Raw genomic sequence first — 20,783 nt, 5'->3', positions numbered from 1 at the left:
CATCGCTTGGTCGTATCTCGCTCTATATCACTGACAACGCATTCATTGACTGATCGTTCATTGACTAATCGTTTATTAATGGAAACAGTATGCCAAGCGAGGTATAAAAGTGTTGTCAAGATAACAAGGCGAGGTATAAAGAAAGTATAAAGATGGAGGAGGATTAGCGTTTTTGAGTATTTGATAGGGTAGGTTTGGTCGGGTGAAATTGGCTGTTTTTATTTTCATCAAAACGCTTAAAGAAAATGACTGCCAATGCGCAAGCAATGGTCAATGATAGCAACATGGATATGAAGGTATGACTAAAAAAATGATCGCCAAAGAGCATCTTATATAGTCCCATTGTCCATCCCAAAGCGGTCACTGCTTCAAAAATCCTATAGCGATACTTGCGCCATGTGGGGAGGAACGCTAAGCCATATAAGGAAAATCCTGCGCTGGCATGTGCTGCTGGAAAGCATTTAGCCGATGTATGTTCTACCATGCTTTGCCAAAGGGTTAGGTAAGGCATATCACCACCAAATAGCATCAAATGGTTGGGGCAGCTGACGTGAGTGACGCTTTTGAGGGTAGCAATAGTCGTAGGGACGATTATGATAACAATTAGCAAGTAGCTTATCTCACGGACAGATAAAGGCAAAATATATTTGCTGCGTTTTGAATGATTTAATGAAAAGTCAGCATTCAAAGGCGTTTTGTATTTAATCGCTAAAATGGCTATCAAGTAAATCGCAAATAGAATCAATAGCGCTTTGGGTGCGTCATAAAAAATAAAGGCATAGGGTTGTGCGCCTTTTTCTAAGAGCCATTGACCATTCCTATAAAAAAGCGCACTGATATGCATATCTAATTGGGTATGTTCAAATAATAATGTCGCAATAATAGTTAGACACAGTAGTTTGAGCCAAGTCCAGTCAGTCACATGATGGTTGGTGTTCATTGAAGCATCCCATAAACGGCATTTATTTGTGAAAATCTAAAAATGGCTCAACGTAAAAGGCTTGAAAGCGCCATTGTCCACAAAGAAAATAGAAGTAGCAAAGACAAAAACTGTGCTGCAGAACCCACATCTTTCGCTATTTTTGCCAATGGATGTTTTGTCATTGAGGTATGGTCAACACACGCTTCGATGCCAGTATTTAGCAGCTCAACAATCAAAGATAAAAAAGAGGCAATAATCAGCAGCATTTTTATACTGATAGCAAAAGGCATGAATATCAGTGTCAATAATAAAATGAGGTTGAGCCAAAGGACTTGTCTAAACGCGGCCTCAAACTGATAAGCAGCTCGAAACCCGTCTAGTGAATACCCCGCCGCTTTTATAATGCGAGACATTCCTGTTTTACCTTTGGCTTGACTCGCAAAACTATCAGCTGACAGTGAGTCTTTATGAGCAGCTGAGCGTAGAGGATCACCCTGATATGGTTTGGTTATAAGCGTAATAGAATGGATTTTTTTCATAGTGACTGCTTAAGATCAAAGTAGGCAAGAGTTTCGAGCTATTTAAAAAGGCTCTAATGGGATTACCAGACTTTGAGTATAAAACGGCGTGCATTAAGAAAGTGTTAAGGCAGGAGGGATTACTGGAGCTGTAGGGTGGGGTGATAAGTGTTAAGACTTAGGGGGTATTTGGCTTATCTTATGACAAGCGGCTATTGTAATAGATACTAAAGGTGCTACCACCTGATGCATTGGTTTGATGGGTTAATTGCCAATCCATATGAGCCATAATACGTTGTACAATACTGAGCCCTAAACCCGATCCTTCAATCTTATAGCCTGCGCTATCGCTTGGTAATACATTGGTAGGCAAAATTGTGTCAGTATTTTGCGGCTCTAAACGTTCAAATCTCTCATACAATAGCGGCATCATGTCCTCAGGAATCCCAAGACCCGTATCGGTGACGGTGATTTTTTCTGCGTCAATACGAACAGTGACTTCGCCTTCATCGGTATACTGAAACGCGTTTTTTATCAAATTGCCCAATGCCATTTTTAGTAGCTCAGGTCGGACATTGGCCACATAGTCTTTATCAGCCAGTACGGTGCATGTTACGGCTTTGTGGCGAAGCAAGTATGTTAAGCGGTTCACCTCGCTGATAGCCACGTTGTTGATAGACGTTGGCGGCGCGTCCAGCTTTTCAGGTGAGCGAGAAAGCAACAATAAAGCGGTGATAATCTCAGAGGTTTCTTTTGCAGTGTTACTGATGCGGTTGGCAAATTCGCTCAAACGCTCGTTATCTTGTAATTGTGATGCCAGCACTTCTGATGCGCCCATAATAATGGTTAAGGGCGTGCGTAATTCGTGACTAACATCTCCTGTAAAGAGTTGCTCACGTCTTAAGTATTGCTCAAGTTTATGGTTTTTTTCATCGACGGCTCGTGCCAAGACGCCAACTTCAGAGGGCAAATGCGTTAACTGAGTCAGATTTTGATGATCTGTTTCGACAGCATTTTTTAAGTCTAATAAAGGCTTGGTGATTTGCCTAGAGGATAATTGAGAAAAAATAGCAGCGATGAGTAGGCTCAAAATGACAGCAACTCTTAACGCATTGGCAAAGATATCTTCTAACTGCTCAAAGATGGCCAAAACGGGGTAGTTGGCCATCACCATTTTTGTGTCTTCTAAGTAGGTTAAAATGTAGCTTTGGTTGTCTTGATGGTAGACAAAAAAATGCAGGTTGGTTGACGTTTTACCTGTGTCAGTATTCACAGTGACAGGAATTTCTTGAACCGTTTCAGTAGCCTCGGCTTTTAAATGCGCTGGGGCATTATCGTAGTTGTAGATTTTAATACCTGGATCAGCAATATAAATAGGCTGCTCACCTTGTTTTTCTTGACTGAGTTCTAATTGTTGCAGCAAGCGACCTTTGACCAGCTCTTGCTCCATTCTAACCTCAGCATACATAAAAATACTGACGAAAGTGGCGCAAAGCAGTATGGCAAATAAAAAATACGACAGTCGAAACTTATTGGCAATGGAGTCGATACTGAACATGGTATTTACTTCATAGTGAGAGGTAGGAGATAAGATAGCATTTTGCTATTTTATTTTAGGCTTTATCTGGATCAATAAGCTGATAACCAACGCCCGACACGGTCATTACCATGGGTTTGGCAAATGGCTTATCGACTTGTGCTCGTACGCTGTGCACGTGGGTTCGTAGCGCATCACTACTGGGGATATCATCAGCCCATACTTTTTCTTCTAGCTCATTTTTACTGACCATCCTAGGCGATGCACTCATTAGTATCTGTAATATCTTAAATCCAGTGGGGGTCAATTTAAGCGATTTACCTTCGCGCACCACCGTATGCTCTTCAATATTTAAACACAATCCACCCACATTGAGACTTTGCTCACAGTGACTGTCTTGATGTCGGCGTATTAGAGCTTTAATACGCGACTCCAATTCAACTAAAGAGAAGGGTTTTACAAGATAATCGTCAGCGCCACTATCAAACCCTGCTACTTTATCCAAAATAGTATCACGCGCTGTCAGCATCAATACGGGGGTTTTATCGTGTAATTCTTCTCGAAGTTTTTTGCACAATTGCGTGCCGTTCATACCAGGCAGCATCACGTCCAACAATATGACATCGTAACGATTGTTCGAGGCCAGTGTCAGTCCACTATAACCGTTGTGAGCATTGTCTAACTCAAAACCTTTTGGTTCAAAAAAAGCATAAATATTGGCTACGATATCGGGGTTATCTTCAATAACGAGTATCTTGTACATAAATGTCTCGTGCATCAGTGTTAGCAATGCGATGATAAAAAAGCTTAAATGGTAGGCTTAAAAAAGGTAGGTGCTGCTGCTACCTCGTCCGTTGTAATATTAAAAAAACTGAGCAACGTTGGGGTAATAAAATCATGAGAGACGGGCTGATTAATCATATTGGTCAGGCTGCTCTTATCGTTACTCTTAGCATCAATACCATTATCACTAGGTGACCAGATAATCAAAGGTACCTGCTTTTGGGCATCGGGTGCAATACTATAAGGCAAACCATGCAAATAAATATTGTTTTCGCCCAAACTTTCACCATGATCGCTCATATAGACCATCACCACATCATATGTCTGCTCGTAAGGCTTTAGTGTCTCAATCACACTATTCAAAAAATAATCAGTATAGCGCAGAGCATTATCATAACCATTGATAACCGACTGAGCGTCGCATTTGGACAACTCATTGGTCTTACATACGGGTTTAAAGGTTTCAAATGCTTTGGGATAGCGCTGATAATAAGCAGGACCATGGTTGCCCATTTGATGCAATAAAATAAGGGTGTCTTTGGGCGCGCCATCTGAATGAATGATAGTACCAAAGCCATTTAGCATACCGATGTCACGACATTCGTTGTCGCAAATAGGATTGTTATCAGGCGTTTTGTAATCCTCAAAAGTCACTCGATCGGCGACGCCTTTGGCGCTTGAATTATTGTCTCGCCAAATCACATTGACGCCTTGCTTGTGTAAGGTGTCGAGGACATTTTCGTTATAGGCAGCATTATCAGTGTCATAGTTTTCTCTATTGGCATAACTGAACATGCAAGGTACGGAGTAAGCGGTCGAGGTGCCGCAAGACGTCGCCTTTGTGAAGCTATAAATATTTGATTGCTGAGCAAGTAATGGCATGGTGTTGCGCTTATAACCATTGAAACTAATGTGGTCGGCACGCGCTGTCTCACCCACGACAAACACCATAATTTTGGGTTTGGGTTTACCTTTACTGCTGGTAACAACGGGCGTTACTTGCTTCGCATCTGTCGCATGCAGTATCAACGTATCAGGACGGCGCAGCTCATCGGCATAGTCGAGACCGAGCTTCACAACAGAATAAATGGGCATAATAGGGTTGGCATAACTTCGAACCATTTTATGCTGCCGAAAAAAGCTGGCATATTGGTCACCAAAGGGCAGTAGGCAAAGACCTATCAGTGCAATTGCCATTACCAAACTGGCGGTTTTTTGTAGTATGGCTCGACGCCAAGTAGGGTGTTTGATACGAATTTGACTGATCACAAAAGCAGGTAAGACGCCTAACAATAGCAAATGCACAAAAAAACTCGGTGCCATCAGTCCCATCACTTCGGCTTGATCGGTTTGTAGGCTGTTAATCAGCATAATGCGATCAAATATCGTCCCATAGCCATCCGTAAAATAGCTACATACAGACGCAATCAATACTAAGGCAATCAATACTATTTTTGCTATTGGGCGGTAACACAGTAGCTGGCAGACGAGCCATATCAAAGCAAATAGTAAACTTGCGGCAGAAATCAGAAAACCAAGGTTATTACTCAAAGGGTAAATCGTTAGCATCTGCTTAAAAAAGCTAATATTTGCAGTCGCTACTAAGTAGAGGGCAACGACTATAATCAAATGATTGAGGTTGACTGGTCGATTATAGAATTTGTTTATGTCGCCTTTATTGGTCGGGGCTTTAACTTTCGCAGTATGAGTGATAAACACGTGAGATAGTGACATAAACGGTCTTCTCAACAGAGTGATAAGGAATGTAGGCCCTTACGGTAACAAGTTGTCTGTTAAGAAGACGTTAAGGTGAATAGGTTTCTTTATGTTTAAAGCCAACTTATTTGTGAGAGGGCATTTCTGCCTTCAAAAACTCAATGAATGAGCTAACCCGTTCTGATAATTTCCTATTTTTGTAATAAACAAGGTTGATGGGTTGCTGCATTTTTATCGTACTAGAAATCAAGATTTGCACCAGACGCCCTTCTCGAATGTCTTGCTGTGTCATAAAGTCTGACAAACAAACGATACCTGTCCCGCATAACGCAAGCTGTCTTAGCGTCTCACCACTATCGGTTTTTATGTTTGTATCAACATGAAATAAATTATTGAAAGCATCATAAATAGGCCAGTCGTTTAGTTTTTCTAACGAGCTAAAACCCAATAGCTGGTGTTGTGTTAACTCTTCTAGATTCTGAGGTGTACCGTGTTTTTTTAGATAGGCAGGGCTGGCCAGTATTCGAATCTGGCTTAACCCTAGCGGGGTTGCGCTCAATGTAGAATCTTTTAACTCACCGATGCGCACAGCGATGTCTGTTCGCTGTTCTAACAAATCGACTAAGTTTTCATTGCTTATCAGCTCAATGTCAATTTGTGGGTAAGCGCTGCTGTACTTATCAATTAATGGTGCAATGACGTGTAGCATAAAAGGGGTTGCCGCATCAATTCGTAGTTTGCCAGAGGGAACTTCTTTATTCATGATCAGCATATTTTCGGCCGCTTCTAACTCTTCTAGGATGCTGCGTACTCGCACGAGATACTTTTCACCCTCTTGCGTCAACTCCAAGCGCCTTGTAGTACGCCTAAAAAGAGCCGTATTTAGCTTTTTTTCTAATCGTGATAATGCTCTACTGACGGCCGAAACCGTGACATCTAAGTGCTCAGCTGCCTGACTGATGGTACCTTCGTCGACAATACTAATGAAAGTGACCAGCTCATTAATCGTGACTTTCATTATTGACTCCTACGCAAAAGTATTTTGAATATTTGTGCCTTCTTATCAAGTATCAGCTTATATATAATTTCTGCCAATCACAATTGATAAACCCATTCGCTTTCATCGGAAAATTTGTAAAAGGCAATTTATAATGAAGAATATATTGATATTAAACGGCAGTAAGCGTTTCGCCCATTCAACAGGCGAGCTTAATGACACCATGACGACAGTCGCTGAGCAGCAACTACTTGAATTGAGCCATAACGTAAAAGTAACCAATATTGATGCAGGTTATGATGTAGAAGAAGAGATTAGAAAATGGCTATGGGCAGATGTGGTTATCCAGCAGACACCTGCTTGGTGGATGGGCGTGCCATGGATCGTTAAAAAATATATCGATGAGATTTTTACGATTGGACATGGTCGTCTCTATGAAAGTGATGGACGTTCTCGTCATAATTCAGAAAATAAGTATGGCTCTGGTGGTTTGTTACAAGGTAAGCAGTATATGCTGTCAGTAACGTGGAATGCACCTGAGGCAGCCTTTACTGATCCAAACCAGTTTTTTGAAGGTGTTGGAGTAGATGGGGTATATCTTGCTACTCATAAAGCGTATCAGTTTTTGGGTATGCAGCCGCTGACCACCTTTATGAATAATGATGTCATCAAAAACCCAACTATTGATAGTGATATTGCAAGATATCAAGAACATTTAAATGCCTTGTTTGCAGTGTAGCTATTGCTATTTTTCGCTTAGGTTGGCGCTACAGTGAACGCTACGTGACATTAGTATCAATTTTTCTTGCGTGCTGTTGAAACAGATGCTACGAAAAACTCATCCCAGTCGCACAGTCTTGTTTTTAACGTCACTTAACTGTATTTATGACGCATAAAAAAAGTAGTGATACGCCATCCATCAGATGAGTTATCACTACTTTGATTAAGATTGGCAAATATCAGCCAACGCTAGTCTTTTTCTAACACCACTCTATAGCGAGCGTTTCCGCTTTCTAGTCTTTCAAATGCTTCATTTATCTCAGACATTTTATAGGTTTCAGTGACTGGTTGAATATTATGTCGAGCGGCAAAATCCAGCATTTTTCGCAAGGTTGATGGTGAACCAACTGGCGAACCTGATAGACTTTTTTGAGCCATAATCATGGGTGCCGTTGCTATCTCTAGCGGTGTTTCTAGTATACCAACAAAGTGTAGTTTGCCCTTTGGCTTCAAGGTTTTGATCACCAGATCCCAGTTCATATCGACGTTCACGGTTGATATGATTAAATCAAAAGAGCCCGCTGCTTTTTCGATTTCGCTATCTTCTCTTGAATTTAGTGAGTGGTGAGCACCCAACTCTTTTGCTTCTTCCATCTTTGAGCTGCTGGTAAAAGCAGTGACTTCACATCCCCAAGCATTAGCAAACTGCAGCGCCAAGTGACCTAAGCCACCGATACCAATAACCGCCACTTTAGAGGTTGGTTTGATATCGTATTGCATAAGCGGGTTAAACACAGTGACACCGCCACACAGTAACGGTCCTACAGAATTAAAATCAAGGCCTTCAGGAATTTTTATAACGCTGGTGTCCTTTGCGCGTACTTTGTCCGCAAAGCCGCCATGGTTGCCAATGATGGTGCCTTCTTGTTCAGGGCATAGATTTTGGTCTCCACCGATACATAGGTCGCAAACATTACAATAGCCTTTATGCCAGCCAAGGCCAACCTTATCGCCCAGCTCAAGATGCTTCACATGCTTACCTTTTGCCAGCACTTTTCCTGCCACTTCATGTCCACCGACAAAGGGGAATTGAGTCATACCCCATTCGTTTTGCCACATAGATAGATCACTGTGACAAATACCACAGCTATGTACTTCGATTTCTACTTCGTGATCACCTAAAGCGCTAGGTTCGTATTGGTAGGGCGCAAACTTGCCACCTTTTTCTGTTGCTGCATAGGCGTTAATCATCATTATTCCTTATTTTCTATTATTTGTGGAAAGGCGTTATAAATATTTAATGGATATATTATCTAATAAAGCTGTTCTTAGCGTATCGCTGAATTTATTAATAATGGTTTGTGTAAAGAGAGTGGGATAGTGCAATTAACCTTCATTAATTTTGGTTAAAACATTGCAACCAATTTAAAAGGCAGAGCGTTTATATAACAGTTGATTTCAAAGATAAGAAAAGAGAAAGTGGATTGCCTTTTTTGTGAAGTAAAAATAATAAATAGAGAGATATTAAAAACCAATATGATATAGCAGACACAAAAAAACCTCAAGTAAACTAATACTTGAGGCGAAACTTGCTTAAACTTCACAGTTTAAATTCGTTTTAAATATGGCGCAGCGGACGGGACTCGAACCCGCGACCCCCGGCGTGACAGGCCGGTATTCTAACCAACTGAACTACCGCTGCTTAGGTCGTTTTAGCTTCTTTAAACACTTGCTAATAAGTGGTGGGTGATGACGGATTCGAACCGCCGACATTCTGCGTGTAAGGCAGACGCTCTACCAACTGAGCTAATCACCCTGAAGAGCGTATTAAAAAAGCACTGCTTTTTTAGCTCTGCAAGAGAAATTCTTTAAATAGAATTTCTATATTGCTTCGTTAATATAAGTTGTCACACTTAAGTTAACTTAATCAGCTAGGGTTGTTTAAGTCCCCTTGCTGTGGGTGTGTATTATATAGAATTACGCATGGCTGTCAAACACTATTTTAAATATTTTCGCAAATAATTGAAGATATTTACCTAATGGTAATGTTTACAATAACTTAAGTTTGCGATAGATAGGGTGGTTACCATGACGTCTATAAATGTCATCTGTTGCTCGGTAGCCAAAAGCTACTATACTATTGATGCTTTATTATTCACACTGTACTTTTATCTTGTTAAGCGGAGGCAAGCATAGACACTTTTACTACATGGTCGTTGGGAGACGTGGCTGGACTAGGTCTGGTATTGCATATCATTCTGATGATAGTAATGACGCTAAGAATTGTGACGGTGCAGCGCAATATTGGTGTGTCAATTGCTTGGGTCGCTGTGCTTTATACCCTGCCTCTTTTTGGCTTTATTGCTTATCTCTTGTTGGGTGAGCCGATGATTGGGCGGCGTTATCGTGATCGAGTGGATCAAGCAGGGATGATGATGAACGATATGGCAAAGCGTGAACATCTGGTGTTTGATCAAGGGCAGGAGTTGCTACCAGCCAATTATCGCGGTGTGAGTCAAATAGGCACACGTTGGACAGGGCTTGGTGTTTTTCCTGAACACAAAATGCAATTATTGACTGATCCCAACTCTATTTTTCAAGGATTGACTGAGGATATTAATACAGCGCAGCGTATTATTCTTATGGAGTTCTATATCGTTTATCCTAAAGGACAGACATTAGACGTGATAGCGGCGTTATCAGCCGCTGCACAACGCGGCGTGGAATGCCATATATTGGCTGACAGTGTGGGAAGTTTTAGTTTTTTCAATAGCAAAGAACATCGTATGCTAGAAAAAGCAGGCGTCTTCGTCCATCAATCGCTGCCCGTGGGTTTGTTTAAGACGCTCTTTAAGCGTTCTGATTTGCGCAATCACCGCAAAATCGTGGTCATTGATGAATATATTGGTTATATCGGTAGTTTTAATTTGGTCGATCCCAGATTTTTTAAACAAAATAAAAAAGTCGGGCAATGGATTGATGTGGCAATACGTACGACCAGTCGTCAATCTATGAGCATTACCACCGCGATGGCAAAACTGGTGGCAACAGATATCGGTGCTGAAAATAAGGATAATTTAGATGCACTACATCATCGGGTAAACAATTATACGCGCAAGCTGTATGTGATGGATCCAACTATTAATGATTTGAACAGTCGGGTAAAAGTGCTGGGCAATAATGTGGCGCATCATGAGCAAGCAGAGAATGGCTCAAAATTAATTGCCATACCTCGAATGCCTGTTGTAGAAGGTGTTTTAGCGCAGCTGATACCATCAGCACCTCGAGTGACAGCCCATGTGATTTATAATACGTTAGTCACAGTGATTCATCGTGCTAATAAAAGCATTTGCATTACTACCCCGTATTTTGTGCCGGATGAAGCGTTATCAGGGGCGCTTACAACAGCAGCGAAGCGTGGCGTGAAGGTCACGCTGATTGTCCCTGAAAAGGTCGACTCCTTTCTTGTACAGCACGCATCGCAAGCGTATTATCAAGAATTACTTGAAGCTGGCGTCATTATTGCTCTATTCAAAGGCGGTTTATTGCATGCCAAAACAGTGGTCGTCGATGATGACTATTGTTTATTTGGTACGGTAAATATTGATATGCGCAGTTTTTACCTAAATATGGAAGTCAGCTTGGCAATTTATACGCCAGAAATGGTAGCTCAAGTAGCAAGTTGCCAAGAAGTCTACTTACAACATTGCCGATTTTTAGGCTTAGAGGAATGGCAACAGCGTCATGGTGCTGCGCGTTTGTTTGATAATGTGGTTCGCCTATTTAGTCCTTTATTGTAGCGTTTTTACTTTTAGGTTAAGGTAACCTATCGCTATTAATGAGGCTCACTGTTTTAGCCATACTACATTCCACTTATTGGTAAAAAGGACGCGATTGTTTATGTCTGCATTGCTTTTGACACCACTTGACTATACCGCAGCAGGATATTGGCAGGACTTTTTAGCTGAGCGTCCCATTGCTGGCGGTATTGTTTATGAAACCGAGCTGCGCGATTGTGTATTGGATGAGTCACTGGCAAGTTTGCAGCGTATAGATACATTATTGACGCAAATACGCCGTGATATGATTAAAGCGGGTCAATGGCATGAAGAAACGTTACTGATTGATGAGCGTTATCGTAACTTTATGGTGTTTCTGGCGTTTTATGCAGGACAAGTCTTAGCCCAGCGGTGGCAGCATACGCCGCATTGGTATGGTCAATTTGAGCTACGCAAACGCTATCCAAACGTATCGTTAACAAGTGATGATTTTTATCAGCATATGGCGGTTGTCTATCGTGAGGATACGGAACACAGCACCTCACATAATGGCAGTAACTCTGCCTTTTTCGCCTTAGAGCCAATAGGGCTGCGTTTGTTTGGGCATATTGATCGACCATTTGAGGCAGTACAAGGTGGTCAAGTAGCAAGCGGTTTATATCAAGCGGTTAGCTTACGATTACCAGGTGTCAGCGAGCCATCCGTTATTAAAGCAGCTATACCCGATATCATTCAGAATGTTGGTACACATAAAACGGCTGAGCCTTATTTAGACACTGTCCCAGAACTGCCTCAAAATTCTAATCAAGTGTTAGTTGGTCCGTCAGATAAAATAGAGACCAGTTCGACACCAGTCAATAATCCCTCGTCTACAACAGACTATCAACCATCGCCAGATTTGAGCAGCGCTGAGACACCATCAGTTGATACGGCATCAAGCACGCTTATGTCATCCAAACTTGCTTCCGTCTCAAAAACACCTCCAACGCCAGAGATGTTTACGCAGCTTCTTATAGAGTTAAATGAGATTGAAGTGGTACAAAGCGCTGACAATATGGCGTACCAACAAGCTTGTCGTGTGTTGGATCAGTTTGAGGAACACATTGCCAAACAAAACAAATCCCGTGCGCAAGTTTCTTTTTCACAAAATCATCTAAAAGCAAAAAAACAAGCATTATTGAAGCTACAAGAGGCTGCTGATGCTGGCAATACGGCGGCCATGTTACGTTTGGCAATGTATGAATTATTGGGTGAGGGTTTGGCGGTGGATAAGTCTGCGGGAACGGCGACAGGGGCAGAGTGGGTCAAACAAGCCGCCAGCAAAGACGACAGTCGGGCCCAGCGTTTCCTTAGTAAAATTTATTACCAAGGCATAGGGGTCACGCAAGACATAGAAAATGGTCAGTATTGGCTCACCCAAGCTGCTAAACATGGTCATGCTGAAGCTGCTGACTTGGTCGCCCATTGGCAGCAGACCCAAGAGTTGATGAGTACACAAAAGCGGGAGCAGCATAGTATCAAACGGTATCAAATCTTGCTTGGAGCGGTGGCGGTGATAGCGATGTTGATTCTCATTCTTCTCTAACCTCTTTTGTGGTAGACCGTGCTTAAAAGCGTATTGTTACGTGCCAAATTCAGGTAGAATTGGCGCATTTTTTACTACTAGCTTTTTGTTTATCAATCCATTACTCATCTGGGCTGCTTCATGTCATCTCCCCATACAACTCCTGATTGTCCTTCGAAGTCGTCTGATAGTGCTTCTTTACCCAGTCGTTCTGTGCACACGCCACCTTTTTATTATCAATTTGGTATTGGATTACTCAAGCCGTTATATCGAATGCAGGTATGGCGACGCTCACATAAGCGCGATTATTATCAACGAGAAGTGGCGCAACGGTTTGGTAAACACTATCCCGCTCGTCCAATAATAGAGTCTGCTACTAATAAAAACGAACCCCACGCAAATAAAGGCGTGATTTGGTGTCATGCGGTGTCATTGGGTGAGACCAACACGGTTGCGCCTTTATTAGATGCATTGCTGGCTGAGGGTTATAAGATATGGCTGACCAATACCACTCAGACAGGGTTTGCTCGCGGTGCCAGCCGTTTTGCCGACGAAATTGCTCAAGGTCATGTGAGTCATAGCTATGTTCCGGTCGACAGTCCGGCAGTCATTGAGACGTTTTTGGCACATGTAAACCCTGTGGTAGCTTTGTTTGTAGAGACGGAGCTATGGGCAAACATTTTAACCAAACTTTCTGAGCACCAGATTCCTAGTATTTTGGTCAATGGACGCTTATCGGCGTCCTCTTTTAAAAGCTACCAGAAAATTGGCGCCGTCAGTACCAGTATGATGAAAAATCTGACACTCATCATCGCGCAAGACAATGAGTCGGCAAAACGCTTTCGGCAATTGGGGGCGCACAGTGCGCAAATTCGTGTGGCAGGCTCGTTAAAGTGGGTGATCAATACACCCAAAGTGACAGACAGCGCCGCTCATATAGAAAATACCCATAACTCTATTGATTTATTAACACAAAAAAGCAAGCTGGCAGAAGCGCTGGGCGTCGCAGGTCGACCGATTTGGGTGGCGGCAAGCACACATAGCGATGAAGAACAAACGGCACTGTCACTACACCAGCAATTACTGTCCAATTCAACGCTGGCTGATGCGCTATTAATTGTGGTGCCCAGACATCCCGAACGTTTTGACGAAGTCGCAGAGCTGATTCAAAACACAGCATTAAAGATGGCACGGCGTAGTAACGAAGAGGCAATAGAAGCAGGCACACAAGTATATTTAGCTGATAGTATGGGTGAGCTGATGACGTGGTATACGCTAGCAGACGTGGCGCTGGTGGGCGGCTCGTTGGTTGATATTGGTGGGCACAATCCAGTGGAGCCTGCGAGTGTGGCAACGCCTGTGATTATGGGACGCTACACGCAGTCTTGTCAAAGCGTAGTCGATGCGCTGTCTGAAGTAGGAGCTTTATATCAGCCGAATAATGCGTTTTATCGTCCCGCTACTAGAGAACAAGTGGCGCCGAATGACGCTGGTAAATATGAGCAAACCACCCTACAAAATGCCGCAAATATAACTCAAAAACCCGCGCGCAAAGCGTCTAATAATGAGGATGAGACAACACTGATTTACCAACAGTTGGTGTCTTGGTTGGACAATTTGGCATTGGCAAAACTGGCTGGACAGGCTGGGTTATACATGACAACGAAGCAACAAGCGGTATTGCCTCGTCAACTTACAATGATTACGGATATTATAGAGAAGCATGCGGGTTTAAAAACGTTATGAACTGTATATTACTTCCAGCCGAAAACATCGTACATGAGACTGCTCAGATTAATACTTTGTTGCAAGTGCGTCATGTGACTCAAATATTAGATGCTAAGGTTGGTGAGTCACTAAAGATAGGTCAGATCGGCGGACAGCTAGGCACAGCAATCATTGAGTCTATAACACAAGACTGTATTCAGCTACGTGATGTTCAGCTCACGATTGCACCATTACCTAAACTAGATCTGACAGTGATACTGGCGCTGCCCCGGCCAAAAGTGCTAAGACGCCTGATCATGGATATGACGGCGCTTGGCGTACGACATATCATTCTTATCAACAGTTATCGTACTCAAAAAAGCTATTGGCAAAGTCCAATGCTGGAGCGCTTAGATGAGTTCGTGTTAGAAGGGCTGCAACAAAGTGTGGATACGATAGCGCCAAGTATTGATCTAAAAAAGCGCTTTAAACCCTTCGTGGAAGATGAACTTGCGAATCTGGTCACTAATGGTGCTATTGTGGCACATCCTTATAGCACACAGTCATTTGCTCAGTATATAAAAAAGCAGCCTTTAGACAAGCCCTATCTAGATCACCCAGATTTAAAAAAGCCGCCGGTTTCTGGCTTGCCAAGTTTGGTATGCATCGGTGCTGAAGGTGGCTGGATTGATTACGAGATAGCGTTGTTGGCCACTCAAGGTTGCGAGCCTGTGCATATAGGGCCGCGGATTTTGCGCACTGAAGCTGCGGTCAACGCGCTATTAGGACAGTGGCTGCTGTAAAAAGAAGTGGTTTATTGATGGTGGTAATTTAGAAATATTTATACCCGCTGAGCTTTTGTAGTGGTAATTTTTTTGCTCCATTGACTGTACAGAAATTAACGTTATTGAGTTCAGGTTGGCGATTTACATACGGCTGGAGGGCAAGTTATCAAAGGATTTGTGAGAAAAAAATGCATTGATAATTACTCTCATTTACATTAGTATGTCGTTTCTAGATATTATAGTCTTGACCATTTTAATCAGTGGTTGACGCAATAAATGGTCGCACAGATTTTTTCACCAGCCTTTCCAACGTTTGATAACACTATCTTTCTTTTATAACACCATTGTGGAGAAACCATGTCACTGAATGCCATCACTACCATTGCGAGTTTTAGTAAGCTGACCTTACCTGTTGCTGTATTTGGCATGATGCTGGGGCTTACAGCTTGTAGCGATTCTTCTACAACAGACGGTAGCGCAGATACAGAAGCACCTGCTAGTACAGAAGCAGACGTTGCGACCAGTGATGCTGCTGACGTTAAGGCTGATACTGAAAATCATACTGTTACTATCTACTCATCACGTAACGAGCAGCTTATTAAGCCATTGCTTGATCGTTATACTGAAAAGACAGGTGTGAAGGTTGAGTTGGTCACAGATAGTATTGGACCATTGCTTGCACGTTTAAAAGCAGAAGGGCAGAATACGCCAGCTGATATGCTCTTGACCGTTGATGCAGGCAATTTATGGCAAGCTTCGCAGGAAGGATTGCTCCAACCAGTAGCTTCTGATATTTTAGAAGCGAATGTCCCTGCAAAATATCGTGACCCAAAAGGTCAGTGGACAGGCCTATCATTGCGCGCGCGTACTATCTTTTATGACCCAAGCAAAGTCAACGCTGACCAATTATCGACGTATGCAGATTTGGCCGATCCAAAGTGGAAGGGCAAGCTGTGTCTACGTAGTTCTAAGAAAGTTTATAATCAATCACTTGTAGCGAGCATGATTGAGCACTTAGGCCCAGAAAAAACTGAGACCATCATCCGTGGTTGGGTCGATAATTTGGCCACTGATATATTCAGTGATGACACAGCGTTGTTAGAAGCGATTGCTGCTGGACAGTGTGAAGTCGGTATTGCCAATAGCTACTATTATGGTCGTTTGCTCGATGAAAAGCCTAACTTTCCTGTTAAGCTATTTTGGGCAAACCAAGGCACAACTGGTACGCACACAAATATCTCAGGCGCGGGTGTGGTGGCAAGCTCAGACAATGCAGACGACACGCTTAAACTTATAGAATGGTTATCATCTGATGAAGCACAAGGCATTTATGCCAGCTCAGACAAAGAATTCCCAGTGAAAGAAGGGGTTGATGAGTCGGAAATGCTCAGATCGTGGGGTCAGTTCAAGAAAGACGATATCAACGTTCAAAAATTTGGTGAGCTACAGACTCAAGCCATTCAAATAATGGATAAAGCAGGTTACAAATAACGACTTTTAGTCACTACGGTTGATAATGGCCTTTATACCAATCTTTAAAAATTGCTTATAAGCTTGGGATTGGTATAAAGCCGTTATACGTATGACAGGACATTGAAGCATGGTAATAACGATATGAGCACAACGCCAAACGCGTCTGTTCGTCAGCCTGGTGCAGTGGATAAACGTCTTAGTCAGCAGCAGCTTGCCAGTCAAGACCATACACTCTTTAACCGTTTTCTCTCCAAATCAGTCTTAGGGCTGATTTCGTTGTTTATGCTGATCCCAATTTTAATCGTATTGCTGTCATGGACGCAGCCAGTCGCTGATATTTGGTCGCACATGGCAGAGTATGTGCTGCCACAAGTACTCAAAAATACGGCAATTTTATTGTCGATGGTAATCGCCATTTCTGGCATCATTGGTACCACGCTTGCTTGGATTACTAGCATGTACCGCTTCCCTGGACAGCGGTTTTTTTCGTGGGCATTGATGTTGCCGTTGGCCATTCCTGCTTATGTATTGGCGTTTGTGACGATCGGTATTGTTGATTTTAGTGGGCCATTGCAGACCGGTTTGCGGGATTTTGGCATTGATACAGCGATTCCATCAGTACGTAATGTCTGGGGCGCAGGTCTAGTCCTATCATTGGCATTCTATCCTTATGTTTATTTGTTGGCGCGCCAAGCTTTTTTATCGCAAGGTCGGCGTGCGATTGAAGCAGGACAGATGCTTGGTTTAAGCCGAGGGCAGGTGTTTTTTAAACTGGCATTGCCACAAGCACTGCCATGGATCGTTGGTGGATTATTGCTGGCAAGTATGGAAACGTTGGCAGATTTCGGTGCAGTATCAATATTTAATGTCGATACCTTTACGACCGCAATTTATAAAGCGTGGTTTGGGTTTTTTAGTTTAACGACGGCAGCACAGTTAGCGGCGTTGCTAATTGGGGTAGTCTTTATCGTGGTTTTGTTTGAGCAGTACTGGCAAGCAAAGCGCGGACGTTCGGTGACTCAAGGCAATAGTCAACGTTTTGAAACCACTACGCCTGCCAAATGGGGCATGACGCTGCTATGTATGCTCGTATTTGCAGTGGCATTTTTCATCCCATTTTTACAGCTGATCTATTGGACGGCATTGAATTTCAGGCAAGACTTTGATGCGCGTTATATCGATTTTGTGACCAATAGCTTTATGATTGCTAGCATGACTACGCTCTTTATTGCTGTTTTGGCGATTATTATGGCGTGGATTAAGCGGCAGTATCCTGATAAATTGACCAAGCTGATGACAACGCTGGCCAATTTAGGTTACGTGGTGCCCGGGACGGTATTGGCAGTGGGTATATTTATTCCGATTGCTTGGCTAGACAATCAAATGATTGCTTCTGGAATGATCTCAAAACAAGTGCTGTCAGGTAGTGTGATTGTGATGCTACTTGCATTATCTACACGCTTTATGACAGTCAGCTTTCAGCCAGTGGATCGGCAATTACAACGCTTGACAGTCAATCAAGAAGCGGCGGCCAAGTTACTCAGTGATAGCGCATATCAGCGCTGGCGACAAGTGGTGTTACCGGTGCTGAGCCCAGGAGTGTTGACAGCATTATTGATGGGTTTTGTCGAAGTTATGAAAGAGATGCCAATTACGTTAATGACACGGCGACAAGGTTGGGATACGCTTGCAGTACGGGTATTTGAGATGACCAGTGAAGGTATGTGGGGACGCGCGGCATTGCCCAGCCTATTGATTGTACTGGTTGGACTGTTGCCTGTTTGGATATTATTGCGTCAAAGCGACAAGCAGCATTAAAGGCGGGCGCTAAAATAGATTAAAAGCAGGCGATAGCCTTTTTGTCGTTATGATGGTTGTACTTTTTTATCCGTGAGTTTTTATTTAAAATTATTTAACGAGTATCTTCCATGCACACTGATTCGATGAAAGATTCAATAGATCTCAAATCAATAAACACCAGCTCAGTAAGTGACACTAAGCCTTATTTTCGCGTGCAAGATTTGGTGGTCGGCTATGACGATACGATAGTCGTCAATGGATTGTCTTTCATTCTGCAACAAGGCGAGATTGGCTGTTTTTTGGGATACAGTGGATGCGGTAAAACCACGGCATTACGTGCCATTGCAGGATTGGAGCCGAGTCGCGGCGGTAGCATTCATCTAAGCAATCAGTGTTTAACTGACCAAACGGCTCGTAACGCATTGACCGTAGCGCCAGCCAAACGTGGCATGGGCATGGTGTTTCAAGACTATGCGCTTTTCGGTCATCTAAGCGTCGCAGAAAACATCGCTTTTGGGCTGAATAAATGGTCTGCGGCCGACAAAAAAGCCCGCGTGGTTGAGATGCTAAGCTTAGTCGAATTGACCGAACATGCTGACAAACGTCCTCATGAGCTTTCAGGTGGACAGCAACAGCGCGTAGCATTAGCACGAGCATTGGCACCTAAGCCTAAGTTGTTGTTGCTGGATGAGCCATTTTCGAATTTAGATGTGGTATTGCGTGAGTCGTTGGCAATGAGTGTCCGTGACATTCTCAAACTCACCAATACCACTGCTATCTTAGTGACTCATGATCAAAACGAAGCCTTTGCGCTGGCAGATAAAGTTGGGGTGATGGATAAGGGTAAGCTTGTGCAATGGGCAACCCCAAGCGAGTTGTACCATGAGCCAATCAGTCCTTTTGTTGCCGAGTTTGTAGGCGAAGGCGCAATGATAGATGGCATCATAAAAGACGGCCGCATCGAAACCGCCTTGGGGAATATTTATCGACGCATGGAAGTTTATGACGAATTAGGGCAGCCGCAATACTGCGCGTATGATTATCCCAACGGCACGCCGATTAAAGTGCTGGTGCGTCCTGATGATATCATTCATGATGATGAGAGTACGCGAACAGCATTGGTGATTGGGCGCGTGTTTCGCGGTGCCAACTATTTGTATCGCTTACAGCTTGATGATGGGCAGACAGTGTTATCTTTGGTCGCCAGTCACCATAATCATGCGATAGGCTCGCACATTGGTATTTTACCCTTGTTAGAGCATGTCGTGGTATTTGATGAAAAAGAGATCAATGCCACGACGTGGTCAGAATCTGATAAATCAAAAAGAGTGGAAGAGATTAGATAAAACAAAACGGTTTGCTTTGCCTGTAACTTTAGACTGGCTATCATGATGGGCAAATTTACCGAGTTGCCATGACATGTAAGTAGCGTCCTAGCCATTTATAAGGTTCTAGTTGTGAGTAACGCAGCTCCATCCGTACGACGGCATCTGGGTGATTATGACCACCACGTTTGAGGGGCGCATAATCATGAAACACGCGCAAGCCACTGGTCAGTACGGTTTGATAATGATGGGCTGCCAGCCAAGCATCGACTTCTTCTTTGGCAACGGGATGATTGGGCGTTAAGCTTTTTTTGTTGTCGGCCTTATAGTCCGTGTTATCGAGTAAGTTAAAGTTACCCATGATGAGGTTACGATAATCGAAGCTGGCGGGATTATAGAAGCATAAAGATATCGCCCCATGATTGGCTAATTGTCGATCAAAGAAATTCATAACCATCGCAGGTTCTGCCAACCATTCTAATAACGCGTGTGACAGGATCAAATCAAACTTAGCGCCATTTGAGCTTTTATCCTTATTTAGCTTGTCTTCAAGGTCTTGATACGGGCAAACATACCACGTTATATCCAACGCTTTATCTATTTGCGCCGCGCTCACTTTTGCCTTTTCAAGCATATTGGCTGAGATGTCATTGATGACTAGGCTATGGCCTTGCGTGGCAAGCTCGATCGAAATCTGTGCCAGTCCTGCGCCCACATCGAGGATACGCAAAGGCCGTCCAAGCTTTTCGCTCATCTTTGCACTATATTCAAAAATATCACGACGCAACACAGCCAATCGAATCTCGCCCTTTAGACCACCGTAGACTTTTTTTTCAAAATGATCAGCAATCGCATCAAAATTGCGATCTGTACGTGCGTCTTGTTGCTCTAACGCTTGCTGCGGCGATATAGTTGCTGATTCTAATAATGGATTATCAGCATTTTTTGTGTCTTGAGGTATTGTTTGCATAAAGGGTAGGTCTGTATCGAGGTGAGATTTTGCAACATCGTACAATAAAGAAGAGAGCGATGCTAGGATTGGTTTGATGGCTTAGAATATTGTTTCTTAGTGTCAAAAAAGGGTCTAAGGTCATGCTTTGCAGTAGCTTTTGATAATATTTTACGGTATAAATAGTAAGGTTTAAGAAACAATTCTG

Annotated in this window: 16 protein-coding genes and 2 tRNA genes; 8 read left to right on the top strand and 10 right to left on the bottom strand. The window is 43.0% G+C overall.

The annotated features are described in order from the left end of the window. Window positions 1–163 precede the first annotated feature (163 nt). From FW759_RS09335 to FW759_RS09310, 6 genes are all read right to left on the bottom strand, one after another. A complete protein-coding gene (locus tag FW759_RS09335) occupies window positions 164–940 on the bottom strand; it encodes a PAP2 family lipid A phosphatase (protein WP_353671104.1) in 777 nt (258 codons plus the stop codon). Between the two features lie 47 nt (window positions 941–987). Continuing rightward, complete coding sequence (locus FW759_RS09330) at window positions 988–1,335, bottom strand: diacylglycerol kinase (protein ID WP_228139939.1); 348 nt, start codon at window positions 1,333–1,335, stop codon at window positions 988–990. 304 nt (window positions 1,336–1,639) lie between these two features. After that, on the bottom strand, window positions 1,640–2,998 hold the full coding sequence (locus tag FW759_RS09325) for a sensor histidine kinase (RefSeq protein ID WP_443570824.1): 1,359 nt from the start codon (window positions 2,996–2,998) through the stop codon (window positions 1,640–1,642). 55 nt (window positions 2,999–3,053) lie between these two features. After that, the gene (locus tag FW759_RS09320; RefSeq protein WP_062844088.1) at window positions 3,054–3,740 is read right to left on the bottom strand and encodes a response regulator transcription factor; all 687 of its coding nucleotides are present in this window, start codon (window positions 3,738–3,740) and stop codon (window positions 3,054–3,056) included. A 44-nt stretch (window positions 3,741–3,784) separates the two neighbouring features. Continuing rightward, a complete protein-coding gene (locus tag FW759_RS09315; protein WP_446442812.1) occupies window positions 3,785–5,494 on the bottom strand; it encodes a phosphoethanolamine transferase in 1,710 nt (569 codons plus the stop codon). Between the two features lie 106 nt (window positions 5,495–5,600). Beyond that, window positions 5,601–6,494: a LysR family transcriptional regulator gene (locus FW759_RS09310; RefSeq protein ID WP_062844089.1), complete on the bottom strand. Its 894-nt coding sequence runs from the start codon at window positions 6,492–6,494 to the stop codon at window positions 5,601–5,603. A gap of 133 nt (window positions 6,495–6,627) precedes the next feature. On the opposite strand from FW759_RS09310, the gene FW759_RS09305 reads away from it, so the two are divergent. Next, complete coding sequence (locus FW759_RS09305; protein ID WP_062844090.1) at window positions 6,628–7,212, top strand: NAD(P)H-dependent oxidoreductase; 585 nt, start codon at window positions 6,628–6,630, stop codon at window positions 7,210–7,212. Window positions 7,213–7,442: 230 nt separating this feature from the next. On the opposite strand, the gene ahr is transcribed toward FW759_RS09305, so the two are convergent. The 3 genes from ahr to FW759_RS09290 form a co-directional block, all read right to left on the bottom strand. After that, complete coding sequence (gene ahr / locus FW759_RS09300; protein WP_443530329.1) at window positions 7,443–8,444, bottom strand: NADPH-dependent aldehyde reductase Ahr; 1,002 nt, start codon at window positions 8,442–8,444, stop codon at window positions 7,443–7,445. A 374-nt stretch (window positions 8,445–8,818) separates the two neighbouring features. Then, a tRNA-Asp gene (locus FW759_RS09295) sits at window positions 8,819–8,895 on the bottom strand. A gap of 38 nt (window positions 8,896–8,933) precedes the next feature. Next, window positions 8,934–9,009, bottom strand: a tRNA-Val gene (locus tag FW759_RS09290). Between the two features lie 376 nt (window positions 9,010–9,385). On the opposite strand from FW759_RS09290, the gene FW759_RS09285 reads away from it, so the two are divergent. The 7 genes from FW759_RS09285 to FW759_RS09255 all read left to right on the top strand — a co-directional run bounded on the left by FW759_RS09285 (window position 9,386) and on the right by FW759_RS09255 (window position 19,647). Further along, the gene (locus FW759_RS09285) at window positions 9,386–10,993 is read left to right on the top strand and encodes a cardiolipin synthase (protein ID WP_443566801.1); all 1,608 of its coding nucleotides are present in this window, start codon (window positions 9,386–9,388) and stop codon (window positions 10,991–10,993) included. A 100-nt stretch (window positions 10,994–11,093) separates the two neighbouring features. Beyond that, on the top strand, window positions 11,094–12,557 hold the full coding sequence (locus FW759_RS09280) for a tetratricopeptide repeat protein (RefSeq protein WP_446442811.1): 1,464 nt from the start codon (window positions 11,094–11,096) through the stop codon (window positions 12,555–12,557). 120 nt (window positions 12,558–12,677) lie between these two features. Beyond that, the gene (locus FW759_RS09275; protein WP_446442810.1) at window positions 12,678–14,282 is read left to right on the top strand and encodes a 3-deoxy-D-manno-octulosonic acid transferase; all 1,605 of its coding nucleotides are present in this window, start codon (window positions 12,678–12,680) and stop codon (window positions 14,280–14,282) included. Then, window positions 14,279–15,046 carry a 16S rRNA (uracil(1498)-N(3))-methyltransferase gene (locus tag FW759_RS09270; RefSeq protein ID WP_443570819.1) on the top strand — a complete coding sequence of 256 codons (768 nt, stop codon included), beginning with the start codon at window positions 14,279–14,281 and terminating at the stop codon, window positions 15,044–15,046. Before FW759_RS09275 ends, FW759_RS09270 begins: the two co-directional genes overlap by 4 nt. Window positions 15,047–15,385: 339 nt before the next feature. After that, entirely contained in the window at window positions 15,386–16,519 is a 1,134-nt protein-coding gene (locus tag FW759_RS09265) for an extracellular solute-binding protein (RefSeq protein ID WP_446442809.1), read from the top strand. 123 nt (window positions 16,520–16,642) lie between these two features. Continuing rightward, complete coding sequence (locus FW759_RS09260) at window positions 16,643–18,319, top strand: ABC transporter permease (RefSeq protein ID WP_443508687.1); 1,677 nt, start codon at window positions 16,643–16,645, stop codon at window positions 18,317–18,319. Between the two features lie 125 nt (window positions 18,320–18,444). Beyond that, complete coding sequence (locus FW759_RS09255; protein ID WP_446442886.1) at window positions 18,445–19,647, top strand: ABC transporter ATP-binding protein; 1,203 nt, start codon at window positions 18,445–18,447, stop codon at window positions 19,645–19,647. Window positions 19,648–19,702: 55 nt separating this feature from the next. Here FW759_RS09255 and FW759_RS09250 read toward each other — a convergent pair whose 3' ends face one another. Further along, complete coding sequence (locus tag FW759_RS09250) at window positions 19,703–20,596, bottom strand: methyltransferase domain-containing protein (protein WP_446442808.1); 894 nt, start codon at window positions 20,594–20,596, stop codon at window positions 19,703–19,705. Between the last annotated feature and the right edge of the window lie 187 nt (window positions 20,597–20,783).

The organism is Psychrobacter sp. 1176_08 (assembly GCF_052850615.1).
Note: the sequence above shows the minus strand (reverse complement) of the source record. Positions and strands in the feature narration are given on the sequence as shown.